23 protein-coding genes are annotated in these 23,997 nt (G+C 58.7%); 15 read left to right on the top strand and 8 right to left on the bottom strand.

Annotation, left to right across the window (positions count from 1 at the left end):
• Window positions 1–6 precede the first annotated feature (6 nt).
• The 4 genes from ABJO61_RS13105 to cpaB are packed head-to-tail and all read right to left on the bottom strand — an operon-like array spanning window position 7 to window position 4,724.
• The gene (locus tag ABJO61_RS13105) at window positions 7–1,233 is read right to left on the bottom strand and encodes a CpaF family protein (RefSeq protein ID WP_348328777.1); all 1,227 of its coding nucleotides are present in this window, start codon (window positions 1,231–1,233) and stop codon (window positions 7–9) included.
• On the bottom strand, window positions 1,230–2,420 hold the full coding sequence (locus ABJO61_RS13100; protein ID WP_348328780.1) for a hypothetical protein: 1,191 nt from the start codon (window positions 2,418–2,420) through the stop codon (window positions 1,230–1,232). Before ABJO61_RS13100 ends, ABJO61_RS13105 begins: the two co-directional genes overlap by 4 nt.
• A 6-nt stretch (window positions 2,421–2,426) precedes the next feature.
• The gene (locus ABJO61_RS13095) at window positions 2,427–3,809 is read right to left on the bottom strand and encodes a type II and III secretion system protein family protein (protein ID WP_348348369.1); all 1,383 of its coding nucleotides are present in this window, start codon (window positions 3,807–3,809) and stop codon (window positions 2,427–2,429) included.
• A gap of 21 nt (window positions 3,810–3,830) precedes the next feature.
• Window positions 3,831–4,724 (bottom strand): Flp pilus assembly protein CpaB, encoded by an 894-nt coding sequence (cpaB, locus tag ABJO61_RS13090; RefSeq protein WP_348328786.1) that lies wholly within the window; start codon window positions 4,722–4,724, stop codon window positions 3,831–3,833.
• A gap of 511 nt (window positions 4,725–5,235) precedes the next feature.
• Here cpaB and ABJO61_RS13085 point away from each other — a divergent pair.
• Window positions 5,236–6,912 (top strand): ShlB/FhaC/HecB family hemolysin secretion/activation protein, encoded by a 1,677-nt coding sequence (locus tag ABJO61_RS13085; RefSeq protein WP_348328789.1) that lies wholly within the window; start codon window positions 5,236–5,238, stop codon window positions 6,910–6,912.
• Window positions 6,913–7,015: 103 nt separating this feature from the next.
• Here ABJO61_RS13085 and ABJO61_RS13080 read toward each other — a convergent pair whose 3' ends face one another.
• Complete coding sequence (locus ABJO61_RS13080; protein ID WP_348328792.1) at window positions 7,016–8,065, bottom strand: hypothetical protein; 1,050 nt, start codon at window positions 8,063–8,065, stop codon at window positions 7,016–7,018.
• A gap of 269 nt (window positions 8,066–8,334) precedes the next feature.
• Here ABJO61_RS13080 and ABJO61_RS13075 point away from each other — a divergent pair, with 269 nt between their 5' ends.
• The 10 genes from ABJO61_RS13075 (at window position 8,335) to ABJO61_RS13030 (ending at window position 15,467) form a co-directional block, all read left to right on the top strand.
• On the top strand, window positions 8,335–9,993 hold the full coding sequence (locus ABJO61_RS13075; protein WP_348328795.1) for a TadG family pilus assembly protein: 1,659 nt from the start codon (window positions 8,335–8,337) through the stop codon (window positions 9,991–9,993).
• A 93-nt stretch (window positions 9,994–10,086) separates the two neighbouring features.
• Window positions 10,087–10,467 (top strand): response regulator, encoded by a 381-nt coding sequence (locus tag ABJO61_RS13070; protein WP_348328798.1) that lies wholly within the window; start codon window positions 10,087–10,089, stop codon window positions 10,465–10,467.
• 136 nt (window positions 10,468–10,603) lie between these two features.
• Window positions 10,604–10,978, top strand: coding sequence for a response regulator (locus ABJO61_RS13065; RefSeq protein WP_348328801.1), 375 nt, complete (start codon window positions 10,604–10,606; stop codon window positions 10,976–10,978).
• An 88-nt stretch (window positions 10,979–11,066) separates the two neighbouring features.
• Window positions 11,067–11,504 (top strand): hypothetical protein, encoded by a 438-nt coding sequence (locus tag ABJO61_RS13060; protein ID WP_348328804.1) that lies wholly within the window; start codon window positions 11,067–11,069, stop codon window positions 11,502–11,504.
• Window positions 11,505–12,807: 1,303 nt separating this feature from the next.
• The gene (locus ABJO61_RS13055) at window positions 12,808–13,080 is read left to right on the top strand and encodes a hypothetical protein (RefSeq protein WP_348328807.1); all 273 of its coding nucleotides are present in this window, start codon (window positions 12,808–12,810) and stop codon (window positions 13,078–13,080) included.
• Between the two features lie 118 nt (window positions 13,081–13,198).
• The gene (locus ABJO61_RS13050; protein WP_348328810.1) at window positions 13,199–13,693 is read left to right on the top strand and encodes an MgtC/SapB family protein; all 495 of its coding nucleotides are present in this window, start codon (window positions 13,199–13,201) and stop codon (window positions 13,691–13,693) included.
• A gap of 104 nt (window positions 13,694–13,797) precedes the next feature.
• The gene (locus ABJO61_RS13045; RefSeq protein WP_348328813.1) at window positions 13,798–13,935 is read left to right on the top strand and encodes an entericidin A/B family lipoprotein; all 138 of its coding nucleotides are present in this window, start codon (window positions 13,798–13,800) and stop codon (window positions 13,933–13,935) included.
• A gap of 32 nt (window positions 13,936–13,967) precedes the next feature.
• Window positions 13,968–14,144: a DUF1328 domain-containing protein gene (locus ABJO61_RS13040; RefSeq protein WP_348328816.1), complete on the top strand. Its 177-nt coding sequence runs from the start codon at window positions 13,968–13,970 to the stop codon at window positions 14,142–14,144.
• Between the two features lie 45 nt (window positions 14,145–14,189).
• Window positions 14,190–14,387, top strand: a complete 198-nt coding sequence (locus ABJO61_RS13035) for a CsbD family protein (RefSeq protein ID WP_348328819.1) — start codon at window positions 14,190–14,192, stop codon at window positions 14,385–14,387.
• Between the two features lie 471 nt (window positions 14,388–14,858).
• Window positions 14,859–15,467 carry a sigma-70 family RNA polymerase sigma factor gene (locus ABJO61_RS13030; RefSeq protein ID WP_348328822.1) on the top strand — a complete coding sequence of 203 codons (609 nt, stop codon included), beginning with the start codon at window positions 14,859–14,861 and terminating at the stop codon, window positions 15,465–15,467.
• A 67-nt stretch (window positions 15,468–15,534) separates the two neighbouring features.
• On the opposite strand, the gene ABJO61_RS13025 is transcribed toward ABJO61_RS13030, so the two are convergent.
• Window positions 15,535–16,332 (bottom strand): response regulator, encoded by a 798-nt coding sequence (locus ABJO61_RS13025; protein ID WP_348328825.1) that lies wholly within the window; start codon window positions 16,330–16,332, stop codon window positions 15,535–15,537.
• Between the two features lie 211 nt (window positions 16,333–16,543).
• Between ABJO61_RS13025 and ABJO61_RS13020 the strand changes: the two genes are divergently transcribed.
• Window positions 16,544–16,756 carry a NepR family anti-sigma factor gene (locus tag ABJO61_RS13020; protein ID WP_348328828.1) on the top strand — a complete coding sequence of 71 codons (213 nt, stop codon included), beginning with the start codon at window positions 16,544–16,546 and terminating at the stop codon, window positions 16,754–16,756.
• A 161-nt stretch (window positions 16,757–16,917) separates the two neighbouring features.
• Window positions 16,918–18,594, top strand: coding sequence for a histidine kinase dimerization/phosphoacceptor domain -containing protein (locus ABJO61_RS13015; RefSeq protein WP_348328831.1), 1,677 nt, complete (start codon window positions 16,918–16,920; stop codon window positions 18,592–18,594).
• Window positions 18,595–18,904: 310 nt separating this feature from the next.
• Here ABJO61_RS13015 and ABJO61_RS13010 read toward each other — a convergent pair whose 3' ends face one another.
• A complete protein-coding gene (locus ABJO61_RS13010; RefSeq protein ID WP_348328834.1) occupies window positions 18,905–19,714 on the bottom strand; it encodes a PRC-barrel domain-containing protein in 810 nt (269 codons plus the stop codon).
• A gap of 201 nt (window positions 19,715–19,915) precedes the next feature.
• On the opposite strand from ABJO61_RS13010, the gene ABJO61_RS13005 reads away from it, so the two are divergent.
• Both ABJO61_RS13005 and ABJO61_RS13000 read left to right on the top strand, forming a co-directional pair.
• Window positions 19,916–21,142 carry a bifunctional alpha/beta hydrolase/OsmC family protein gene (locus ABJO61_RS13005; protein ID WP_348328837.1) on the top strand — a complete coding sequence of 409 codons (1,227 nt, stop codon included), beginning with the start codon at window positions 19,916–19,918 and terminating at the stop codon, window positions 21,140–21,142.
• 319 nt (window positions 21,143–21,461) lie between these two features.
• Entirely contained in the window at window positions 21,462–22,850 is a 1,389-nt protein-coding gene (locus ABJO61_RS13000) for a porin (protein ID WP_348328839.1), read from the top strand.
• A gap of 257 nt (window positions 22,851–23,107) precedes the next feature.
• Here the strand turns inward: ABJO61_RS13000 and ABJO61_RS12995 are convergent, their stop codons facing one another.
• Window positions 23,108–23,902: a substrate-binding domain-containing protein gene (locus ABJO61_RS12995; protein WP_333665149.1), complete on the bottom strand. Its 795-nt coding sequence runs from the start codon at window positions 23,900–23,902 to the stop codon at window positions 23,108–23,110.
• Window positions 23,903–23,997 lie beyond the last annotated feature (95 nt).

Below are 23,997 nucleotides of genomic sequence, written 5' to 3'. Positions count from 1 at the left end.
GTGCCCCTATACGACCCGTCTCTTCTCCGTCTCCTCGTCGGAGAATATTTCTCTCAGTGAGTAGGTCGGCCCTTCCATGCCCACTATCCTGCAGATCGAAACCACCTTGCGCTTCCCATCGGCACGCCGCGCCGTATGCACAACGGTATGAACGGCACCCGAAATGAACCGCCGAACAGCCTGAAGGTCTGTTGAAAAGCCGTGCAGACCGATGAGCATTTCGAGACGCTCCAACGCATCGCGCGGGGCATTCGCGTGAAGTGTCGCCATCGATCCGTCATGTCCCGTTCCCATGGCCTGAAGCATTTCTATTGCCTCACTGGAACGAACTTCACCGAGAATGATCCGGTCAGGGCGCATGCGCAGGACGTTACGCAAGAGATCGCGCGCCGTGACTTCCGTCGCGCCGTCTGGCGAAGAGGGTCGTGTTTCCAGGCGAACGACGTGGGACTGCTGCAGCTGCAATTCCGCTGCGTCCTCGATTGTCACCAGGCGCTCCTTCGCACCGATATAGGAGCTCAACACGTTGAGCAGCGTCGTCTTTCCCGATCCCGTCCCCCCACAGATCAGGATGTTCTCCTTGTCGCGGACCGCGCTTGAAAGATAGGTGAGCATATCGGGCGTCATGCTGCCGTTTCGGACAAGATCTTCGCCGGTCAGTGGAATGTGTTTGAACTTGCGGATGGAAAGGATGGGGCCGTCGAGCGCGACGGGCGGAATGATGACGTTGACACGCGAACCGTCCGGAAGGCGTCCGTCGACATATGGCGTTCCTTCATCGACACGCCTGCCTATCGGACTCACAATTCGCTGAATGACATTCATCAAATGAGTCGTATCGCGGAAGCGCGTCTGTACCGGCTCAAGCTCCCCGTGACGCTCAACGAATATGTTTCCCGGCCCGTTGACGATAATGTCGTCGACCCCCGGGTCGCGAAGAAGCGGCTCCAGAGGGCCGAAGCCGACAATCTCGTTTTGTACATCCTCGATAAGCTGCGCTCGTTCGCGCATGTTGAGTGCGATGCCACGCGACATCAGGACGACAGCAATTGCGCGCGCAATCTCATCCTGAAGCGCCGCCGCCGGAATGCTATCGCCCTCGAGTCCCTGCTGATCCAGATATTCGAGTGTCAGATCGAACACGCGAAACTTGATTTCCTGATAACGGTCGGAAATGCCGATTTCGCTTGGCGCATCGCCTTCGCCGAGCAGATAGGGCTGCATTGTTTTCATGAGAACACCCCAAACTTGCGTGCCCAGCTTTTCAAAGGCTGCATCCGGTCCTGTTCAACGCCACGGTCGGGAATGAGGTTGAGCGTCCGCAAATGCCGAGTGAGGCATTGAGCGTAGGAGGTCGAGGGGTCAAGGGAGAGCGGTTCACCCCGGTTCACGCTTTCGGCCAGTTCCTGCCAGCGCACAGGAAGTTCGATTGTCCGCGCGGCACCGACCGCGTTGCCAATCCCGGCTGTGTCAGGTGCCATGCCGGAGGCAAATTCATGGACGACAAGCACCGGCTCCTCACCCTGGGGACGGAACTGGCGCATCATGCGCAAGAGTTCCGCGGCGCCCTTGATCGAGGTGAAGCGCTGATTGCAAGGCAGAAGAAACAGCGCGCCTTCTTCCGGCAAGCTCAAAAGTTCTTCCTGGCGAGAGAAAGGTCCGCAGGAGACGATCACCACGTCATAGAGCGCTTGGCAGATTTCGAGCAGCGCACGGAGGTCATGCACGTTGACTGCCCACTCTGCATCGCCATGAATGGCCAAAGGCATGACGTAGAGACCCGAACGCGGGCAGCGGGCGAGGGCGGAATCAAGCAGTGCGCGATCCAGCCGGGACATTTCCTTCACAGCCTCCTTCACACGGAAAGAAAGTTCAACACCGAGAGAAATCGCTGCGTTGCTCGCCGGCAGCGCGAGATCGACGAGAAGAACGCCATCGTCGGGACGCGCCGACGCGACGGCCGCACCGAGGTTCACGGCAAGGTCGCTATCCTCCTCACACGAATAGCCCGTGAGCACCGTAACGATACGGGAGGCCGCTGTGCTGCGCGGCCTTTCGGTCAGCGCATGGCGCGCAACGACGTCACGAATATCATCCTCGGCAGCGTCGCGATCGATGAAATCCTGCGCCCCCGCGCGCATGGCGGTCAAAATAAGCTGGGCACCCGATTCATTGCCGATGACAATCATCGGCAGGCCCGGGAACCAGTCCCTTACAGTCGCCAGACGTTCAAAAGCGGTTCGAGCGCCAAGCCGTATATCGCTGTCGACCAACACACCTTCGGGACGAAACTGCGCGGCTACTTCCTCAACACTGTCGACGGCCGGATCGGCGGACAAAATCGTGGCAACAGATTCCAGTGCCAGCTTGATCCGAGCCGCAAGTTCCTTGTCACCGGAAACCAGAAGAAAACGATGCATGCCGCGTTACCTCATAAGGCCGTGCTTGACGACATGATCGCCCAGGGTATCAACATTCAACAGAATGTCGCCCAGGCCCGGGTCGTAGAGCTGGCCCTCGCCGGGCAACAGTGGCACCTCTCCCGCTTCCATTGGGGAAACGAGGCGAGGCGTCGCCACGATGATCAATTCCTGGCGCTCGCGGGAATTCTGCGTGCGCTTGAAAAAACTGCCAATAATCGGCAGCTCTCCGATGCCTGGCACCCGGTCCTCGACGTTGCCCGAAGAGGAATACATCAACCCGGCAAGCACAAAACTCTGACCATCTCCAAGTTCGATAGTGGTGCGCGTCGAACGTGTACGCAGAGCGGGAACGCGGAAGCCCTCAACGACCACTGCGTTCGCATAGTCGAGTTCACTTACTTCCGGCCTTACCTTGAGGACGATACGGTTGTTTTCGAGAACGGTAGCCGCCACATCGAGTTGTACACCGAACTTTTTGTATTCGATCGTGATCGTATTGCTCGACCCGCCTTGTGGCACAGGAACCGGCACCTCGCCTCCCGCGAGGAACTCGGCATCCTCACCGCTGCGCACCAGAAGCGTGGGCTCAGCCAGAAGCTGGGCAAGATTGGCGTTGCTCAATGCGCTTATGACACCAAGGATATTGGATCCCGGCCACGCCATCAGAAGATTGAACGCTTGGCCAATGGGCAGATCTTCATTCGGTGCGAGGCCGACGCCTGGCGTGTATCCGAAACCCGTGTTCGAGCTCGGTCCCAGTGCCGCGATCTGCAGATTATTGTCGAGACTCTGGAAATTGAGCCCAAGTGCCTTGAGCGTACTCGTCGAAACGGCGGCAAACCGAACCTCAACCGCTACCATACGGCGGTCGGCTACGGTGGTCATATCCCTTACGTCTTCGCCGAGATAGGAACGCGCAAGCGACCTTGCCCTTTGCTGGTCCTCAAGACTGTAGACCTGCCCCTTGAGAATAACGCCGCGGCCCGTACCGACCGCCTTGACGCCGGAGAGCGCGGAATCCCGGCTGAACTCGGACTGCAGGCCCTTCAGATCGGCACCGACGACGATATGATAGGAAAGGGAGGTTTCGGAACCGGCAAACCAGATGGTCAGGTCCGTCGTCCCCTCCTTTTGCCCAAGAACGCGCAGCTCGCGCGACGAGACGACTTTCACGTCGACCGTCCCCGGGTCAGCGATGGCGATGCGATCGATAGTCCGATCAAGCTTCAGCACCCGTTGCCCGCCAACGGCGATATCAAGCGAGCGCGTTGCCGCAAACGATTGATCCGGTGCAAGGAGAAGCGCCAGGAAAACGACAATTCCACACGCTATCGATACTGCGCTCTGCCTTCCCGACAACGCCGCCCCTCCCTCTTTCATGTGCATCATCCCCACCGACGCCTTTCGTTATCTCGGTGCTGTAACCGTCGTCTGGTTCGCACCCGAATAGATCGTAATGCGATGACCCGCCGCCCCTGCGGCGTCCACCTCCCGCGCGGGGTCGACAGAAGAAGATCCCGGCCTCAAATCCTCAAGCGCAACGAGTTCTGCCGGTGCGATTTCGCGATCACCCGGGTTCCTTATCGCCAATGTGATGTGACCGAGCCGTCCGGCGAGCGCAAGCTTTGCAAGCGCTTCGGGCGGCGCAGCGACGGTTACCGTGCGCGCCCCGGCGTTCACGTCCCGATTATCACCTGAAAGAACCGCACCGACGGCAAGAACCTGCATGTCCTGCAGAAGAAGCGTGCTTTTGCTCTGATCCTCCTTCGCCTGTCCAATGCCGGACTGCTGGCCATAGACCGCGCCAGGAAAGGTTGCGAATACGTCGACCCTGTCGCCCGCCTGAAGAAATCCGCCGACAATATCCTCCTCTGCGACCCGTACTGCGAACGCGCGCTGTCCTTCTGGAACCAGGGCAGCAAGCCCGGCAGCCGCAGGGTCCGTGCTGAGACTGCTGCCAAAGACGATCTGGGAGACACGAATATCCGCTGTGGCGACACGGCCGACAATGGACGCGGGGTCACCGAAACTCCCTTCGGGCGCCGGACCTTCCATTTTCCGGCGCGTAAGATCCTCAGTGCTCAACGCTTCGCCGCGCACGACATTGCGGGCAGCAACGATCACGCTGACAGCACCTTCCGCAGCCAGGCCCTCGGCTTCCTGCTGAGTGGCAGGTTTCGTCGTTGTGGCCGTCCGCGATGAAAGATTGAGCCAGATGAGAGCCAGGGCGGCCAAAATCAAAGCCACTCCCAAACCGAGAAGCAGTATCGGGTTTCCCTGAATCCGCTGAGCGAGATTCATGCTGTCGTCCCTCCTCTTGCAACCGCTCCCCAACGGCCACGCGTCTTATGGAATAAAAATCACATATCAACGTTACGCATTGTACGAATCAAACCCGTCAATAGAGTCCTAACTCTAAACATACATTTCAATCCCATGTTCGCGTTTCATTGCTGCAGACATAGCGAAACCAGATAACCGCACACGAGATATGGATATAAGGCCGACGGGTGTTTCACCGCTATTCCGTTCACCGCAATAAAACGGCCCTTTGAAAATTCAAACACACTCACACGCGCATTGGTTCCGTCCGATGTGCGGTATTTTACTGAAACAGGCCATGTGTGACGCGATATATCGCGGGATTTGGTAGGACAAACGCAACACAGAAGTCGAAGGAGAACGACAAATACCGACAAGCCGTGCACGGACGGTTCCGTGTTACTCAAATTAAAGACAGTACTCTTCTTTATTGTCTCCGGCCGCTCAGTACCATTGCAACGAGGGAAGCACGTATCGCGGCGGAGGAAACATGATGCGAAATACAGGAAAACTTCTGGTGGCCGTTTCGGGTTTGGCGCTTATGTGCAATCCCGCTTTTGCCCAGAGCACAACACCGCTCAACGCCCCGTCGCCAGGAACGGTACTAACGCCGCCGCCCCCTGCCCCCGATCTGAGAAAACGCGAGGTGCCCGAACTGCGCGAAGAACTCGGGCTTCCTGACGGCTCCCAGAAAGTTCTGAACTTCCGTATTTCACAGGTCCGGATCGTCGGGGCGACAGTCATAGAAGAAGACAAGATCGCAGCGCAGTTCGCAGGACTTCTCGATCGGGCAATTACTGCGGCGGAACTACGCGCTTCCCTTGACCAGGCCAATCAGCTCTACACGGATGCCGGCTACGCACTGGGCCGTGCCTACATTCCCGTGCAGGTGATACAGAGGGGTACACTGATTGTGCGGGTAGTCGAAGGTTTCGTAGGTGAAATAAATATTACCGCGGAAGACCCCGCCGTTCGCCATATGGTTGAGGAATTCAGCAAGCAGATCGTATCGGAGAAGCCTCTTCGCAGTGCAACGCTCGAGCGCTATCTCCTGCTCATCAACGATATTCCCGGCGTAACGCTGGGCGGCAAATTGACCGGCATGAATGTTTACACCGGCGCCGCGACGCTCGCCCTTACGACAGACAGTGAAAAGGTATCGGTTTCGACGGCAGTCGATAACCGCGCGAATCTCGAAAACTCGCCCTTCGCCGCCTATCTCACGGGGTCGCTAAACAATATTTTCGGAATGGGGGACCAGGTCTCCGTTACCGCCCTCGCGAGCCCGGAGATGGACACGCAGCAATATTTTCGCGGCACTTTCTCCACCTTTATCGGGGCGGATGGACTACGCGCAACGCTTGGCGCGGCTTATGCAAAGTCCGAAACGCCGGACCTTCCGCCCGGTTTTGAACTCGTGAGCACAAGTACCCAGGTCGATTTTCTGCTGAGTTATCCGATCATCCGGGCGACCAAGGAGACCCTGACGAGTTTTTTTGGCGCCTATATGACCAACGCCAGCAACGAGCTCAATGGGTTCAAGTTCAGCGAAGATGCCATTCGCGCCGTTCACGTCGGCGGAACCTATGCTTCGCAAATAAGCGAAGATGTTTCTCTTGGCGGCAATTTTCGCCTGACGCAAGGCTTGTCCATCGGTGGGGCCGGCCCGGACAACACGCTGCATTCGCGGCTGGGCGCAACACCGAACTTCACGAAAGTGCAAACCGGCTTCTCGGTAAACTATGCGGCGACAGACCGGCTCCTTCTCAGCTTTCGAACGGATGGGCAGTACAGCCCCGACTCGCTCTACAGCTCGGAAGAGATCAGTTTTGGCGGCGCGCGCTTTGCCCGCGGCTACAACAACTCCGAGATTAGCGGAGATAGCGGCCTCGGCGCCTCGGTTCAAGCAAGCTACCGTTTCGACGTGGAAACTCTGGGCGGGTGGGCCGTGACGCCCTACACCTTCCTGGACCATTCGAAAGTCTGGAATACCGATGTGGACGGACAAGGCAATCACCGTCTCCTCTCCACCGGCATTGGCGTGACTTTCTCGAACCGCCGCTGGCTTTCGGTAGGTCTGGAGCTGGACAAGCCGATCAACCGGACGCCGAGTTCCCAGGACAACAAGGATCCAAGGCTCTTCGTTTCCTTCGAGGTCCGGTTCTGACGGACTTCTCCCGAACGAACACAACAAGAAAGGCCCGGCTTCCTGCCGGGCCTTTCCGTTTGAGGGCTACATAAATACTGAGCCCCCGGGGGGTTCGCGAATATCAGCGACCGCCGAGCAGTCCGCCTACGAGGCCCGTGACCGGCGCAAGTACACCTGACACAGGGTTCTGTGTTGCTGTTGAGGGAACCGTCTGTTGCTGCTGTGCCGTGGAGGGTTGTCCGCCCGCCAGATCGCCGACAACCGGAACACCGCCCAATGCGCCGGTCACAGGCGCCGCGACCTGCCCGACAACGCTGCCACCGGTACCGAGAATGTTCTCGATCACGGGCACGGCGGGAGCCAGCACACTCGTCGCGGGGGACGGCTCATTGCCAGCCACGACATTCAACAGTCCATTTACGGTGTCGCCAACGAAGCCGAGCGGCGGCTCGCCAGAAGGCACTACGTTTCCAAGCTGGCCCTCACTACCACCACCAAGCGGGGTATTCGCGCCAGCCAGATTCCCCAGGACATCGGTACCCGTGAGGTCCGCAAGCAGGCCATCGCCACCCGTTACACCAAGGGCCGGAATTTGTGCCAGCGCTTCATTCAGAACGCCCGTCGGAATTGCGGCCGCCAGCGGCTCCATAACCGGCGCAAGCGGCGGGCTTGCCACCTTGTCATTCAACAATGCGCCAAGAAGACCATCGTTACCGCCAGCGATGCTTGCGGTGAGGACGCCGCCCGTATCGAGTGAGCCGCCCAGGAGATCGGTGCCGGCGAGATCGGCAATAAGACCGCCTTGACCGAGGAGACCCAGCCCCACGATCTCCGCATCCGAGTCCCCTGCGAGGGCGCCCGCGACCGAAGGTATGAGCCCATCCGATCCTGAACCGAGAATATCGCTCAGTGCATTGCCGTCGCCTACGCCATCGAGCAGACCACCTATGGGATCGATACCGACAACATTGTCCAGAACGCCGCCGCCCCCGGTCACACCGAGACCGGCACTGCCATCTTCTCCGCCGAAACCCGAACTTGAACCCGAGCTCCGGGCGAGAACCGTACTGCTGCTGCCGCCGCCGACTTCGGAGGACAGGGATATCTTGTCGGTCCCGCATCCTGCGAGCCCGATACATACGAGGGAAGCAACAAGAGTTTTTCCAGACACCGCTTTTCCTCCGCGAATGCGAGACGGCCAGGAGCCGATCCGCTTCATTTCCCTGCTCTTTTTCTAGAACGCGGCTTTATGAAAGGGTGTGGCGTTGTGTCTATTTGTGTGCTCTTGCTTGAGTCTTGCCATTTCTTGTCCGCATACACCCTATTGCATTTAATTGTTCGCTAACTTCGAGGCGGGTTAGATAGACTGGTTGGAAGGCCCTCCGGGACTTGCCGCTTTGTCTTGTGCAATCGCGGCGGACGGATGGTGCGGAGGAGATCATGCGGTTTTCGCCGATTGGATTTATGCGGCGCTACATGCGCAACGAAGACGGCGTCATTTCCGTAATGGCCGTCGGTGCACTTGTGCTTGCTTTTGCCGTCGCCATGATTGTCATCGATACCGGCGCTATGTATTCGGCCTATCGCTATCAGCAGTCGGCGACGGACGCGGCGGCCCTCGGCGCTGTGCGTCAGATCGGGGAAGCCCAGAGTGTCGCGGAAACAATCTTCAACCTGAACGAATATTCAACGGAAAACATAACGGCGACACCGCTCTACTATGTTGCAGATCCATCGTTGGCGCCGAATGGCCGGTTTTTTTCGGAGGGGGAGACAGCAAGCGACGGTACGCTTGTCAATGAGGAAAGCTTCAATGCCGTCCGCGTCACGAAACAGGCACAATCACCAACCTATTTTGCGCGGCTGTTCGGTTTCGGGAACAGCATGCAAGTCGAGACGCAGGCGGTTGCCGCCTACACAAAATATGTTTCCTTTTCAGCTGGCACACGTCTCGCTTCGCTCGACGCCGGCATTGCGAACCAGGTGCTGGGCGGGTTGCTGGGTACAACAATCAATCTTTCGCTCATCGACTACAACTCCCTCGTCGATGCGAATATCGATGCCCTCGAATTTCTCGACGCTCTTGCCACAGAGATCGGGCTGGAAGCAGGCACCGACACTTATGGCGATCTTCTGGAGGCGGGGGCGAGCGTGGGCGACATCCTCAACGCCGCCGTCGATGTCCTGACCGGCGACACCTTCGATGGCGACCCATCGGTCGCGACACTCGCTCTTCAAACGGCGCTTTCACCTGTCGGCGGCACGCCGGTCGATCTCGGTGACGTTCTCGACCTGGCCCCGATAGCACAGCGAACAATTGGCTCCGTCGGCTCTTCGTTGAGTGAAGGGGTGCCTTTCAATCTCTTCAATCTCCTATCCGGCACCGCCATGGCGCTCGGCGAGGGACAAGCTGTGGGTTTCGACACGGACGTCAATCTCGGCTCTCTCGCTTCCGTGTCCGGTACGATTACAGTCGGCTCGCCAGTGGCGCATATGGCAATCGGTAAAGTCGGCGACAGCGTAAGAACGTCGCAGGTCGCTGTGCAAATGAACGCTAGCATCGGCGTGCCGCTACTAGGAAGAGTTTTGCAAGTCCCGATCTTCATAGATGCGGGAGACGGCACAGCTGAAGTCAAATCCATCCCCTGTGTTCCGGATGGAACGCAGGTGATTTTGGCTGCAACTACTTCAGGAGGAACCGTTCGTTATGGTACGAGCTCTACTAGCGGTGCGACCATCAGCATCCCTCTGCTTCTCAGTTTTCAACTAAGCGGCTCAGTACCCATAGCGGCGGGTGGACCGAAAGATGTGAGCTTTGAGGAGAATGAGTTTAGTGAAGTGAAGTCCACTTCATCGGACGTGGCTTTGATTTCCGGTCTGAGCGGCTCCACACAGATAACAAACCTGTCAGTTTTGGGAATTCTCAACCTCACTCCTCTCGGGACAATTACATCTTCGTTGCTTTCCTCGATCATCGGCGCACTCGCTGGTCTCGATACCGTGGTGGACTCCTTGCTTGCAGCGCTTGGCATCAAGCTGGGTGCAATGGACATGATCGTTCATGGCACCAAATGTCAGGCACCAACGCTCGTCAGTTAACCGTGCGCAGCGACACTAATCCTCAAAGCAACTCACACAATTACAGCCGAAGCGGCTACAACATAGCGGCGACACCGGTAAAGCAGGCATCTCATGCGGGCATTGATCTACGACGATGACGACGATCTGGCGGTTGAATGCGCCGATGCCTTGCAATCGCGGGGCTTCGAGACGCAGACGCGCAGTGGCCGGACAGACTTCGCGGCGCTCGTTGGCGAGTTCGAGCCGGATCTCATTATGCTCGATGTTCATATGCCGGAATTCAATGGCTTCGAAGCCCTGCTCGCGCTTGCAGAGAACCCGCGTAAAGCCGATATTTCAGTCATCATGATGTCCGGCGCACGTGACAACCTTCTCGATGCAGGCACATCGCTTTGCGGAGCTCATGAGATAAAGCTCCTCGGAACTCTACCCAAACCTTTTGGGCTGCCTGACCTCGACAAGCTTCTCTCGCGCCGTACCGCGGCGCATTGAGGCTCTCTGCAGCTCACAAAAGTCGACAAAAGGCGAGCCGCTTCGAAACGCTCGATTTACCGGCGGTTAAGCCCGACGCGCTTTTATAAGCGTCAACAAGCGGTGCAAGGGGCCCGCGCATGGTTTGGAGTTTTCGATGCGTGCCTGCGTCCTGGTTGCCGATGACGATCCCGTTCAGCTTCAGGAGATGGCTGAGTTTCTCCAGGCGAGTGATCTCGACGTCATTACGGCCAATGACGGTCATGAGGCAATCGAACGCATCGCCAGCGAGCGGCCGCGCATACTCATGCTCGACGTCAACATGCCCGGTTGGGACGGTGTGCGCGTAGCGGAAGCAGCCCGCAATCTCAATCACAAGGTTATTGTAATGCTGATGACCGCCGAGAGCGAAATGTATCATTACGCCAGTCTCGCAGATTGCGGCGCGGTTGCTGTTTTCCAGAAGCCGGTGCAACTGGACAAGATCACCGATTTCCTGCGTTCCGCTTTGGGACAGGCCGACGCAGCCTGAACCGTAAAACTCTTATCCACCAAGCTCGACGCTCTTAACCTGTTGAAAACTGCTAGGTTTAGCCTAACCTCTATTGGCGAGGTCAGGTATGATCAAGTTTGCAGTCAAATCACTGGTAGTGCTGGTTCTGGCAGGCCATGCAATGAAGCTCGCGGAACCTGCGGAGCCGGGTCAGGTCGAGCCACGCTTTATACCAGCCACCTATGCGGAAGGAGCGCCCCTTCCCGAGCGGGATGTTTCGCGCGACCTGTCGGCCCTGACCAATGCGCAGATTGTGGTGTCGCGGACGGCGCGCGATGCAACGGGCTTTTGTGAGCGGGAGCCTTTGGCCTGCCAATCCGGGCGGCAGCTTCTGGTGCAGTTCGCAACGGGCGTCCGCGATATGGCTGCCGGCCTGGCAGGCTGGGCGGAAGAAGGCGAATCCGTGCCTGCTCAGGTAGAGGAAGAATATCGTCCGCTCAAGGAGTACAGCGGAAACTATCCGATACTTCCCGAAGCGCCACCAGCACGCAGCAGCAGCCTCTGAAACTTCTGCAGTTCGGGAAAGTACCGCAGTCCTTGACTAACTGCGGACGCTGCTCGCTGCAAGGTCGCGCAACGATTGCTCGAGCCGATCGGCCATCTCAGGCATTTCACGCCTCAAGGCATCGATCCTGCGCAACATGCTTTTCGCTGTCAGATAGGCAACACTGAAACGGCGGCTTACCTGCGACGCTGTCAGGTTTTGATTGCGAATCTGGGTTGCATAGAAAAGCTTGACCCAAGCCGACACCGGAAGCCGGGACCGGTGCAGCTGTGTACCGGAGGTAACGCTGTACTGGCAGCTCCTGCATGCTTTGCATGTCCACAAACCGGGCCGGGTGGTAAGGCGGCTCGCTGCGCCCTTCGCGCCGCATCGCATGCAAACCGGCCCGTCCGGCCAGCGTGCGTTTTCCAGAAGCCCTCTGCAGAACTCCTCCGATTCCAGCATTTCAGCCACGGAGCGTGAGCGGCCTGCTGCATTCGACGATGCTCCATCCTGACGGGCAGGATATGCGGGCTGTACGTAGTAGGACTCGTGGGACATCGTTCACTCGCTTGCCGTTCCTGAAGAGTATGAATGGAAAGCCCCGGGGCCCGCGTTACATGGGGTTCACTGTTCCGCCGGCCCCGGAAAGGACAACCGGCGTTGGCGGCCGAGAAGATTGGCTTTTTGCATTTCCGATGGACCTTATGTGCAGAGTGGGGGGCTCGTGAGGTCACCGGATATGCAAACGCGCCGCTTTCTTCTCCAATGCCGCCGGGTATTGCCTCCGGCGCCCAATCTGGTTTTCAACAGCCTTCCATTCAACTCAGCTTCCAATTGTCGTGACGCCCTCCGGCAAGTCATGGAGAATTCGGTCGATTTATGTAACCACCGCCCGCGTCGGCTCAGCGCAATGAGCGGAAGCGCGAGATTTCCCTGGGCGCGGATCTCGTGTCGCCTCTGCCATTGGCAGATAGCGCCATGCTTGGGCCACAAGGCTTTGCCTTACAGCGGACCTGATCGGCAGAGGTAAGGGTGTGGCCATCCGCATATGAGCCGCCGGCGCGGCAAGGCTTCCATGCCAGCGCGATCCTTCCAACCCGGCGGGCAGAACCTCAAGCCCTCAAGCCTGTCTGGTTTGCTCGGATAATGAACGTCTGGCTCCATCAGACGTTCCCAGCGTTTCGTGGCATTGGAAGAATGTCCGACATTAAAAAGCCGCCCGTCGGCGTCAAATAATTTCCCGGGCCCTGCAACGGAATCGAGCACACGGCGTTATCGCCATAAGTCTTGCTCTTTCTGTTATTCGATGGGAATTCAAACGATGAGCGCTATCTCCGAGATGACCCAGCACAAATGGGAACGACGTCTTCGCTCTTTCTGGGTCGTCGGCGGCCTTGTCTTCATCGGTAGTATCCTCGTTGCGAGACCATTGACGGAGTCCTTTGAAACGATGCGCTGGTTCATACCGTTCGCAATCGTGTCGCTCTTCTCGGCACTTGCGATGAGCGGATTCATCTGGCTGATGCTGCAGATCGCACTTGCACACCGCGAAAGAGACGAGGCTGTCCGCTCCAGGCCGGTTGGCATCAGGTAGCCGAGAGCCGGCATCCGTTTGCGTTCTTCATGAATTTGTTTGCCGCCCGGGTGCCGAGGATATGTGCGCCGCTCCACCCAGAACCACACGCGAATGCAGGGATTAAATCAAACCTGTGATGGACATCTGGCAAGCCATCGCCTCCAGCAATGCGTTCGACTATGCGTTGCGTCTTGCCGCGGCCGCGCTTATGGGTGGCGTTATTGGTCTCGACCGGGAGGCCCGCGACAGACCGGCGGGTCTTCGCACACATATGATGACTGCCATGGCGGCAGCTATATTCACCGTCCTCACGCTTGATCTCCATGAGACCTTTGCCGCCAGAAATCCAGAAAGCAATGCAGATCCTATCCGTATCATCGAAGCAGTGACGGCAGGTGTCGCCTTTCTGGCCGCCGGCGCCATCATCCAGGCAAGAGGCCGCGTCAAAGGCCTGACAACCGGCGCAGGCATGTGGCTTGCCGGCGCTCTAGGCGTCGCATGCGGCACGGAAAACTATTCCGTGGCCTTTATAGGCCTGGTTCTCGCAACGATCATTCTCGTTGTTCTCCGCCCCATCGAATCGGGCCTTTCCCGAGACGAGGAAAAACCATCCGCGCACGGAGAGGACTAGAACCTGACCGGGAACTTTGTGGAACTTTCCTGCTTCCTAGCGGTTCTATTGACATCAAACAGTGGGCATGCGCTTCGCATGCGCAACCAACAAGGTTCGAAGACATGAGCAAAAATGTTTCTCTCGCGCTCCTCTTCCTGATCGGTATCGGCGTTGCCGCATGCAACACGGTGGCAGGCGCAGGCCAGGACATCGAGAATACCGGCGATGCCATTCAGGACGAAGCCAACGAAGCCCGGTAAGGGCTTACCAACAATAAAAGGGACAATGGATCATGCTTTATTGGGCAGCAGTCTTCTTTGTCATCGCGGTCATCGCAGCCGTCTTCGGCTTCGGCGGTATCGCAGCAGCGTCGGCCGGGGTTGCGAAGATTCTCTTCGTCATCTTCCTCGTACTTTTCCTGGTGAGTCTCGTTTTCGGCTACGCCCGCCGTCCGGGCCCGCCTCGCTAAAAAGAAACTTCGGCACTTCCACAACCACAGTATAGGAGTTCACCCATGAACTGGGATCAGATCGAAGGCAACTGGACGCAAATGAAGGGTCGCGTGAAGGAAGCGTGGGGGGACATCACCGACTCCGACCTTCAGAAGATCGAGGGTAAACGCGACCGCCTTGCCGGCCTTCTTCAGGAGCGTTACGGCAAGGAGAAGGAAGCCGCGGAAGAAGAAATCGACAATTGGCTTTCGCGCCAGTAATTGTCCGCAGCCTGAAAAATACTGGCCCCGGCTTAACAAATGGCCGGGGCCAATTGCGTCTCGAGGGCAGCGATTTCCGCCTACAGAGTATAAAACGCTGCTTCGCAGCACGTCACAATCCCGCCATGAAGGCTTCTATTGTGACGAAGGAGGGATGAAAGACGGCATCCTGCTGGCTTCAGTTACGAGAATTTTTGAACCTTTCGCGGGTTAAGCCGTTGAAATAATGAGCTTACAGTGACGCGATCCCGAGCGCGACCCACAGCAATATGTTTTTTGAGATGATAGATGATAGGGCAAATAACCTGCGAGGAGGCCGAGGCGAGGAATGTCGCCGAGAAACTGCCGCCCGTAGTGCGAGCTTGGGGCGGGAATTACGGTCCCTCTATCGCCATGCCATTCAGGAGCCGGTTCCTCAGGAGTTCACAGAGTTGCTTAACAAGATGAAAGCAGGCGGCGAGAACTGAGCGCATGACACATCAGGTTGAAATAACGGCGGAAGCCGAACCGCTTAGCGATGCCGATTTCAAGAAAGAGCTTGAGGTTCTTATCCCTCACCTGCGTGCTTTCGCGCGGAATCTGTGCGGCAAGCCTGACATGGCGGACGACCTTGCCCAGGATGCTCTTCTCAAGGCCTGGGCAGCGCGCAAGCGCTACAGGGCGGGGACGAATATGCGCGCTTGGGTATTCGTCATTCTCCGCAATCAATTCCTCTCTCAAATGCGCCGGGCGCGCTTCACAGGTGAATGGGATGAGAGCGTCGCCGAGCGAACACTGTCAACGCCGGCGCATCAAGACCATCAGATGCAATTGACCGACTTGCAGCGGGCCCTTATGCGCTTGCCTGCCGCCCAGCGCGAAGCCCTTGTTCTCGTGGGAGCAGGAGGCTTTTCCTATGAAGAAGCTGCCGGTATTTGCGACTGCGCCGTCGGTACGGTGAAAAGCCGGGTCGCACGCGCCAGAGCGGCTCTCGACGAAATGATCGATAGCGGCGTCTTGCCCGCACGCTCCGATAGCGCTCTTGCCGCGGGAGACGCTACGGACGCTATCATGGGCGAAATGGACAAGCTTACCCGTTGAAGGCGGCATTCAATGAAAAGGTGCCACCCGGCCGGGCGGCGCCTTTTCTTTGGTCCGTCAACAGCCTTCAAGCCGCTTCACTTTCCTCACTATCGAAGAACAACGCCTGTCCAATTGCGGCTTTCACCGTGCTTTGCAGGAATGGCTTGGTGATGAGGAAGGTGGGTTCCGGCCTCTCGCCTGTCAGCAATCGTTCGGGATAAGCCGTAATGAAGATGACGGGAACGGAGAAGCGCGCAAAGATATCTTTCACTGCGTCAATGCCGGAGCTTCCATCAGCAAGCTGAATATCGGCCAGAACAAGACCCGGCTTTTTCGCGGCAATTGCATTCACCGCCTCGTCCCGCGTCACCACGGTTGCCATGATGTCGTGACCGAGGTCTCGCACGATTTGCTCCAGGTCCATCGAAATGATGGGCTCATCCTCGATGATGAGGACGCTGGTCGCGATTTGATTGTCAATTTCCTTCAGGGCTGCGTCGATCAGAGCGGAAACCTCGCCTTCTCCCACCTGAAGGACATGAGCTGTTTCACGATTGCTGAAGCCTTCCATGGCCGTCAACAGCAACGCCTGCCGATTGATGGGCGTCATACGGGAGAGCCGCTGGGAAACCACACCCTCTGTTCCCGACACGTCCTCCTCCGGTTGCGCGGCATCGAGATCGGCAGTCGACCAGATCCCGTAAAACGCCTTGTACAGGCCTACGCGGGGATCCAGCGCCCGGTCCACGATGCTGTCATCGGCAATAATCGCTTCAAGCAGGGAACGCACATAGGCGTCCCCGCGTTTCTGATTCCCGGTCAACGCGCGCGCATAGCGACGCAAATGCGGAAGAAGAGGTGCGATTTGATCTGCGAGCGACATTCCTGATTCATCTCCGTATAAGCATAATCATACCCCGCCTTAGCCGGGTTGCGAGTCTCATGTCCACGAACTAAATTCGCAAAAAAGTCCTAGAATTAGGGAACCCTTGGAAAACAAAAGAGTTTCATCCTCTGTATAAATATTTTCTTCGCCTTCAATGTTTGCCGGGCCGTAAACATGTTGAAGTCGACGCCAATGGCGCGGTGAAAAAGTGGCAGACGAGAACGACAAGCAGATTCAACCGTCCAAAGATGGCAAATCTGCGGAAACCCGAGACAAAGTCGAGCAAAGCGCGCGACGAGAGGCGCTGGGAACGGGCTTGAGGCGCGCCTATCAAAAGGTGCTCAATGAACCTGTTCCAGATGATTTTTCATCACTTCTGAGCCGTTTATCGGACGCCGAAACGGACAAGAACGGCGAATAGAATTGCGCGGAGCAGGGTTTCCGAGGAACGGCTGATGGCCGTTACCCGTGGACCATATCAGGGGCTGATGCTTGCCAACGGAGTCAAAACCCAGACGGGCTTGGACGGCGCGCTTCGCGAGCATGCGAGATGCCAGGCCGGGACTAAGATCCCGGATCGCATTGCGCCTGGCCGTTGCGCTCCTTCCTTTATGTCTTGCCGCCGAGATCGCTCAATATGTGAATGCGGTCCATCATCGTGATTTGCGGGAAAGGGCCCTTGTTGCCCGCGGGGAGGCGGTTCTGGGGCGTCAGAGCACAGCCCTACAGGAACTGCACATCCTTCTGGAGACTATCTCCGCCCTGCCGCTCGGTGATCCTGCCAATGGCCAAATCTGCGATGACACGTTCAGGCGCATCGTATTGCAGAATTCGAACATTTCCTCTCTTCATCTGATCGGCGTCGAGGGGAAATCGCTATGCAGCGCCCCGGCTCCCTTGAGTTTGCAGGAAGAAGCGTCCGCACCCCCGCGCTGGCTCGACCAATCGATGGAGTCGCAGCAGTTCTCCATCTGGGCCCAAAAGAACGAGCTGCCCTTTGCCAAAGACAGTGATGCCGCGAAAGCGCGGCTCATCGCCACCCTGCCAATCTACGATGCGGATCGGCAGGCCATTGGCGTACTCGCGGCAACGATTCCCTTTGGATCGCTGACCCTCACCATGCAGGAAGCGGCTCTACCCGATGTCTCCGCGCTGGCTCTACTTGATGCCAACTACCGGATTCTTGCTCAACGGACCAAAGACGAACAGATCGACCAATGGTTGCCGAGCACGTTTGTCGCGGGATCAGGACTGGACCTCATGTCCGGATCCTTTGCACAGGAAGGCCGAGACGGGGTCGTCCGCACCTATGTAGTGGCCGCGTTGCCTGGAAATATCTTCGGGCTATACGCCCAGGATGCGGAGGAGCTTTCCCCGGCGGTGCGCGCGCTCCTTTACTTTGTGATCGCTTTTCCCCTTCTCGTCTGGATCGCAGCAAGTTTTCTCGCAGGCCGTGCCACGGAACAGATTATCATCGAACCTCTCAACAAGGTTCGGCAGGCGATCCGCCGCTACATCGCAGGCGACAATAGTGCCCGAGTCGAATTCGACGCGCGGGCGACAGAGGAGGTTCAGGCTGTCGCGACCAAGTTCAACACCATGGCGGACACCATTCATGCGCGCGACGTTGCCCTCCGGGCGGCGCTCGACCATCAAAAAGCCCTCGTGCGCGAGGTTAACCACCGGGTGCGCAACAATCTCCAGGTCATGAACAGCTTGCTGAACCTGCAGAGTCGTCGCGCCAAAACGCCCGAGCAGGCGGCGATCTTCCTGGATGTGCAACGGCGTCTCAACGCCCTCGGCATCGTCCATTCCGCTCTTTATCAGGGCGACGATTTTCGGGCAGTCGATCTCGGTGTGCTGCTCAAGGATCTCTGCCTTTCCACGGAGCGGCATCTCTCTACAGAGTGGGGGCGCCCGGTTCTTTCAATGCATTGCCCGGAGCCCGTATTCGCCCTGCCGGATGCGGCGCTTACTCTCGCCTTCCTCGTTACCGAACTCGTGGCCGAGGCAACCTCGCATCTTTCCCCAGAGGGACATCCCGCAACGCAGATCGACTTCGACCTGGCAAAACGTCCGGGCGGCGGCTCTACCCTCACCATGAAGGTGGACCAGCCGGTGCTCGCGGGATTGATGCGGAACAGGCCGGATGAGGGCCACATCAACCTTTTCCGGGGGCTGATACGCCAGCTACGTGCCCATATGGATGTAGATGAACCCGGCTGTGTCGTAACGGTCAACCTTCCGATCCTCGTCTGATACCGCCCCCAAAAATCTTCGATCTTTTTCCGGTTTCTTCCGGAACCATCCGCACGCACGACGCGTTCTTCCAGTGCTATTGCGAGGTTACGTCTTCCGAGACACAGGAACCTTTGCAGGCCCCCCGATCCAGTATCATCCCCGCCCCCCAAGCCCCACTGGATCGGGGGCATTTGTGCCTCCCCGTTTTCACACCATCCGTAAAAGTCCTGGCGCACGTCGGCAGGCAGAAGATGGTGTACGCTTATGGCGGACAGCAAAAAGCCCGGCCGGAAAACCGGCCGGGCCATCGCATTCCGCCTTGACGGAATTACATTTCGCCGTCCTTTGGCGTCTCTTCCTCGCTGTAGAAGAAGCTCGGCTGCTCACGCAACTGGTCAAGCGTCATTGCGAGGTTCAGCGGCTCGCCGGCCGGGGCAGGCTTAAAGCTGTTGAGATCGATCGCGACGCGGTTTTCGTTCATTTCGAGCATGCCGCCATACTCGACCACCGCATATTTGGCCGTGCCGTTCCGATCAAGAATGAGGTCGGAGAGCTCACCCGTACCGTCATCCTCTGTGGCGAGAGCGACATCGCGTCCGATATAGGAAGTAGCGAGCTTGCCGCCGGACTCTTCAAGCGGAGCCTTGTCGAACTCGGCAACCTCTTCAAGTGCCTGATCGGTCATGCCTATGCGCACCATGCGTTCGTCGTTCTGATCGCGCGTAATCGAAGCTCCCTCGAAATCGATCGCGACATTCTTGCCGCCGAACCCGAACATCTTGCCGTCGGCAATGATGACCTGATCGATCGACTTGTCCTCGTTGAAGACGAGATCGTCGACCGTACCGATTTCCTTGCCATCCGGTCCGACGACCGCGGCGCCAACAACGTCGGCAGCGCTGATTGCGTTACCGGACATGACGGCGAAGTTGTCCCGCATCGCGAGGACATCATCGTCCGCGGTCGCGGTGGCATCGCTCAGCATCTCGCCAGGCGTTTCAAGCGAGGGCTGCGCATCCTGCTGCTGAGCAGGGGTGACTTCCATCGGGGCGTTCTTTGCATCGTCCTCTGCAGCATAGGCAGCCGTCGCAAAAGCCATAGAGGCCGCAAGCGCAGTGGTGGTGAAGAGCCTTTTCATGGGTTTCTCCTTTTTGCCGTTTCACACCGCGCCGGAGGGCACGGCCATTGCCACCTCAACGGTCTGCACCAGCCGCCGTTCCCAATCTTATTTTCGCTGCATTGATGCCGGATTTGTCTTGTTTGGAGATAACACGGGCGCCCTCTCGAGCCGTTTCTTGTAGGCTCACACGCGGCGCAACGGACGGCGGGAGGTTTATGCATGACGGCGCAAGAAAGGAAAGTTTCCTTCACAGGTTCCACCGGCGATGAATTGTCGGCGCTGCTCGATCTGCCTGCCGGCCCCGTCCGCGCTTATGCGGTTTTTGCGCATTGCTTCACCTGCTCGAAAGACGTATTCGCGGCGGCGCGCATATCCCGTGCACTCGCCGACCTCGGCATCGGCGTTCTGCGCTTCGATTTTACCGGCCTCGGCACGAGCGGCGGCGACTTTGCGAATACCAATTTCTCCTCGAATGTGGCCGATCTTCTGTGCGCTGTGGATTTCATGCGCCAGACCTTCGAGGCTCCGGCCATCCTGATCGGTCACAGTCTCGGTGGCGCGGCAATCCTCGCGGCGGCAAGCAAAGTCTCCGAGGCAAAAGCGGTCGCGACAATCGGTGCTCCCTCGGATGCAGCGCATGTCACCCGGAGCTTCCAGGCGGACCTTTCGCACATCCAGCAGAATGGAGAGGCGGAGGTCACGCTCGCAGGCAGGCAGTTTTCCATCCGCAAACAATTCCTCGACGATCTCGAAGGGCAGAACCTGAAAGAAGGGATCGGCATAATGAGGAAGGCTCTTCTGATTTTTCACGCGCCTCGCGACGAGATTGTCGGCATCGAAAATGCGCAGGAGATTTTCAACGCCGCGAAACATCCGAAAAGCTTTGTTTCACTGGATGATGCCGACCATCTTTTGACGCGCCGAAGCGACGCAAACTATGTCGCCAACGTGCTCTCTGCCTGGGCGGGCCGCTACATCGCTGAGGTCCAACCGGCCGAAGAGCAAAGCGAAACGCAAGCTGTCACCGTGACGGAAACGGGCCAGGGCAGGTTTCAGCAGCGCGTAACCGCCGGTTCGCACCGGCTGCTTGCGGATGAGCCCGTTGAGCATGGCGGTCTCAACACCGGCCCGACGCCCTATGATTTTCTTTCGATCGCACTCGGCACCTGTACGGCAATGACGTTGCGCATGTATGCCGACCGAAAGCGTCTGGAAATCGGTCCCGTCTCGGTGATCGTAGAACATGCGAAGGTTCACGCTCGCGATTGCGCCGCGTGCGCCGAAGGACGCGAGGGCTATATCGACCGCTTCGAAAGGACCATCCGTATCGAGGGCGGCATCGCGCCGGAACTGGCAGAGAAAATTGCCGAAATTGCAGGCAAATGCCCCGTCCACAAGACGCTTGAGGCGGGCTCCGTGGTCGTCACAAAACTAGCCTCCGAATAGCGCCCGCGACACTTCGACCGAAGCCGCCCGCGGTTTCCCAAAGTGCCGTGGCCGGAAAGACGCAGGCGCGCGCACCTTTATTAACCCATTGAAATAAATAAATATTTTAACGATTTTACCGGTACTTGAAAGGGCCTCCTGCGCCCGGTTTCCGGTGCCTTACTGCCACACTCCGGGGGCGTCATTTCACTGTCACAAAAGTGGAGCGGAACCGTCACATAGCTCTGTTACGAGCGGGTTCATGGGGGGTGTTCGCGGTGTTCTGCCGCGGCTGCCGATCCTGCAACAGAAGCTCATCCACAGAACACGGAGACGTCTGATGACGTTGAGAAACATTCTTCTGGCCGGCACGGCAATCGGCGCCGCCGCCTTCCTCGCGGCGCCTGCCTTCGCTGCCAGCAACACCCAGGCCGAACTCGATGCCCTCAAGGCGCAGATCGACGCGCTGCAGCGCAAGATCGACGATGTCGAAATCCAGCACGGCAACGCGATCAAGAGCCTCGAGGAACGCAAGAGCGACGTCGAGGTCTCGCTGAAGAACGGCCGTCCGGTCTTCAAGTCGGCCGACGGCAACTTCACTTTCGGCATCACCGGTCGCGCCCATCTCGACGTCGGCGGCTACGACCAGGACGACGCCAGCAAGGCCAACTTCGGCGGCTTGCGCGGCAACGCCAACTTCCGGCGCCTCCGTGTCGGTCTCAACGGCACGCTCGCCAAGGATTTCGGATACAATATCGAATTCAACTTCGGCGACAGTGGCACGGAATCGAACGCCCGCATCTACGAAGCGGTGTTGGCCTACAAAGGCATCGACGGCCTGCAGATCCTCACCGGTGCGACGAAGCCGCGGATGACGCTCGACGACTCGACGTCTTCGAACGACATTACCTTCATCGAACGCGCCACGGCAGCAAATCTCGCCATCAGCCCGGCGGCGGGCGAAGGGCGCATGCTGCTCGGCGGTATCTACAACACCAGCAATTTCTACAGCAGCGCCTTCTATTCCATGGGCACCGTCGGCAACAACACTTCGGCGGGCAACACGGACTTCGATACGTCGAACGCCGTTGGTCGTCTGGCCTACGCAACCTCACCGAAAGAAGGTGCGAACTTTCACTTTGGCGTTTCGGCTTCGCACTCCTTCAATCTGCCGGGCGACGCGCTTCGCCTCCGCGACCGGCCGGAACTCCGTATTGACCCGACGCGCCTGATCGACGCGAATTTCGGCGCCACGGTCGATACGGTCTCGGTCTATGGTCCGGAACTCGCGTTCAACTACGGCCCGTTCCGCGCTCAGGGCGAATACTACCGTTTCGACGTCAGCGGCCTCAACGCAAACCCCGACGCCGATCTTGACGCCTGGTACCTGCAGGCCTCGTGGATTCTGACGGGCGAATCCTACAACTATGACATCAAGAAGGCTGCCTTCAAGGGTGTGAAGCCTGCCAATCCCTTCGGCTTCGGCAACAAGGGCTCGGGTGCCTGGGAAATCGCGGCGCGCTACAGCCAGGCCGATCTCAACGACGCCAGCGCGGGCATCGCGGGCGGCGAGCAGGACATCATCACGGTGGGCCTCAACTGGTACGTCAACAACAACCTCCGTTTCATGCTCAACTACCTGAACGTGGATGTAGAAGACCGGGGCGGCGTCACCAACTCGAACTTCGGCCACGATGCGGTTGCGCTGCGCACGCAGTTCGCCTTCTGAGCCTACGTCCAGTCCGATCCTCGCAGATCGTCAGACGGCAGACCCCCGGTGGAGAAATCCACCGGGGGTTTTGCCATGGGGATAACCCGGCAAGCGGGGACAAATCGGGGCGACCGTCATCGAACTGTCACCGAACCGTCAAGAACGCGCCTCTTGTCCCCGCTGTGGCGGCACGGCATCGCCGATGCAGAACGGCAACGACAGAAAGGTCACAGCCGGAACGGCAAAAGTCACAGCGGGGATAAAGCCGCGGAACGTCAATCGAGACGAAGCTTCTCCCGCTCTTCCTCCGCGAACACCCAGGGGAGGGAATAAAAGCCCGCGATGACACCGTCACGCTGACCGTCCTGCGAGAGGACGTAGTCGAAGAAGGCAAGACTCACTTCGTTCTTCATGCCTTCGAGATGGACGAAGCGGGCGAGCGGATAGTCGGCACGGTAGGCGCTCGATGCACTGGGAGCGGCGCAGCCGCCGCCATCCGACACTTGCAGCGCCTTGACGCCGTCGCCCCGGTAGCCGGCAGGCGCGTAGCCGATGCCGCCCGGCGTTTCGGCGAGCCTGTCGAGCAGGTCCGAATAGCGCGCGACGCGCACGACGCCGGGGGCGAAGGGCGCACCCGTGAGCGCGGCTTCGGCGAAGAAGTCGCTCTCGCCCGGCTCCGTCTCGCGCGCCATCGCAAGGACCGGCGTGGACGGTCCGCCCGCCATGCTCCACGACGGATTTTCGTCCGTGTAGAGAGTGTGCAGCGCGTCGAGCGGGATGCAGGCGAGCGGGTTCTCCGCGTTGACGAGAACGGCAATCGCCTCGACCGCCGCCCTGATCCTGACACCTCCCTCCGCGCCGCCGGGATGCAGCACGGTTTCCGGCTGCGCCATGCGGAAGCTCTCCGGCCAGAGCAGCAGGAGGCTCGCCGGCGCCGGCGCCCCGGCAACCGACGCCTCGCCCGCGAGGCCGGGACGCGGTTCATAGTCCGGGTAGCGCTCGTCGACCGCATGGGCGGGCGTGAGGGCCGAAAAGGAAAGAAGGGTGGCGAGAAGAAGGTGGCGTTTCATCAATCGGCGAGCCCGGAAAAGAGAACAGCCCAAGCCATGCCCGGCTTTTGCGTCATGCGCGTGACACCGTGGCAGCCCCCGCCCCGAAAAATTCT

The sequence above is a fragment of the Parvibaculum sp. genome, from assembly GCF_039973015.1.
Classification (GTDB): Bacteria; Pseudomonadota; Alphaproteobacteria; order Parvibaculales; family Parvibaculaceae; genus Parvibaculum.
The sequence above is the reverse complement of the archived record's forward strand: the minus strand, read 5'-3'. Positions and strand labels throughout refer to the sequence as shown.

Coding starts and splice junctions, on each gene's coding strand:
- ABJO61_RS13105 (WP_348328777.1), bottom strand. CDS start 1,233: ATGAAAACAATGCAGCCCTATCTGCTCGGCGAAGGCGATGCGCCAAGC.
- ABJO61_RS13100 (WP_348328780.1), bottom strand. CDS start 2,420: ATGCATCGTTTTCTTCTGGTTTCCGGTGACAAGGAACTTGCGGCTCGG.
- ABJO61_RS13095 (WP_348348369.1), bottom strand. CDS start 3,809: ATGCACATGAAAGAGGGAGGGGCGGCGTTGTCGGGAAGGCAGAGCGCA.
- cpaB (WP_348328786.1), bottom strand. CDS start 4,724: ATGAATCTCGCTCAGCGGATTCAGGGAAACCCGATACTGCTTCTCGGT.
- ABJO61_RS13085 (WP_348328789.1), top strand. CDS start 5,236: ATGATGCGAAATACAGGAAAACTTCTGGTGGCCGTTTCGGGTTTGGCG.
- ABJO61_RS13075 (WP_348328795.1), top strand. CDS start 8,335: ATGCGGTTTTCGCCGATTGGATTTATGCGGCGCTACATGCGCAACGAA.
- ABJO61_RS13070 (WP_348328798.1), top strand. CDS start 10,087: ATGCGGGCATTGATCTACGACGATGACGACGATCTGGCGGTTGAATGC.
- ABJO61_RS13065 (WP_348328801.1), top strand. CDS start 10,604: ATGCGTGCCTGCGTCCTGGTTGCCGATGACGATCCCGTTCAGCTTCAG.
- ABJO61_RS13060 (WP_348328804.1), top strand. CDS start 11,067: ATGATCAAGTTTGCAGTCAAATCACTGGTAGTGCTGGTTCTGGCAGGC.
- ABJO61_RS13055 (WP_348328807.1), top strand. CDS start 12,808: ATGAGCGCTATCTCCGAGATGACCCAGCACAAATGGGAACGACGTCTT.
- ABJO61_RS13050 (WP_348328810.1), top strand. CDS start 13,199: ATGGACATCTGGCAAGCCATCGCCTCCAGCAATGCGTTCGACTATGCG.
- ABJO61_RS13045 (WP_348328813.1), top strand. CDS start 13,798: ATGAGCAAAAATGTTTCTCTCGCGCTCCTCTTCCTGATCGGTATCGGC.
- ABJO61_RS13040 (WP_348328816.1), top strand. CDS start 13,968: ATGCTTTATTGGGCAGCAGTCTTCTTTGTCATCGCGGTCATCGCAGCC.
- ABJO61_RS13035 (WP_348328819.1), top strand. CDS start 14,190: ATGAACTGGGATCAGATCGAAGGCAACTGGACGCAAATGAAGGGTCGC.
- ABJO61_RS13030 (WP_348328822.1), top strand. CDS start 14,859: ATGACACATCAGGTTGAAATAACGGCGGAAGCCGAACCGCTTAGCGAT.
- ABJO61_RS13025 (WP_348328825.1), bottom strand. CDS start 16,332: ATGTCGCTCGCAGATCAAATCGCACCTCTTCTTCCGCATTTGCGTCGC.
- ABJO61_RS13010 (WP_348328834.1), bottom strand. CDS start 19,714: ATGAAAAGGCTCTTCACCACCACTGCGCTTGCGGCCTCTATGGCTTTT.
- ABJO61_RS13005 (WP_348328837.1), top strand. CDS start 19,916: ATGACGGCGCAAGAAAGGAAAGTTTCCTTCACAGGTTCCACCGGCGAT.
- ABJO61_RS13000 (WP_348328839.1), top strand. CDS start 21,462: ATGACGTTGAGAAACATTCTTCTGGCCGGCACGGCAATCGGCGCCGCC.
- ABJO61_RS12995 (WP_333665149.1), bottom strand. CDS start 23,902: ATGAAACGCCACCTTCTTCTCGCCACCCTTCTTTCCTTTTCGGCCCTC.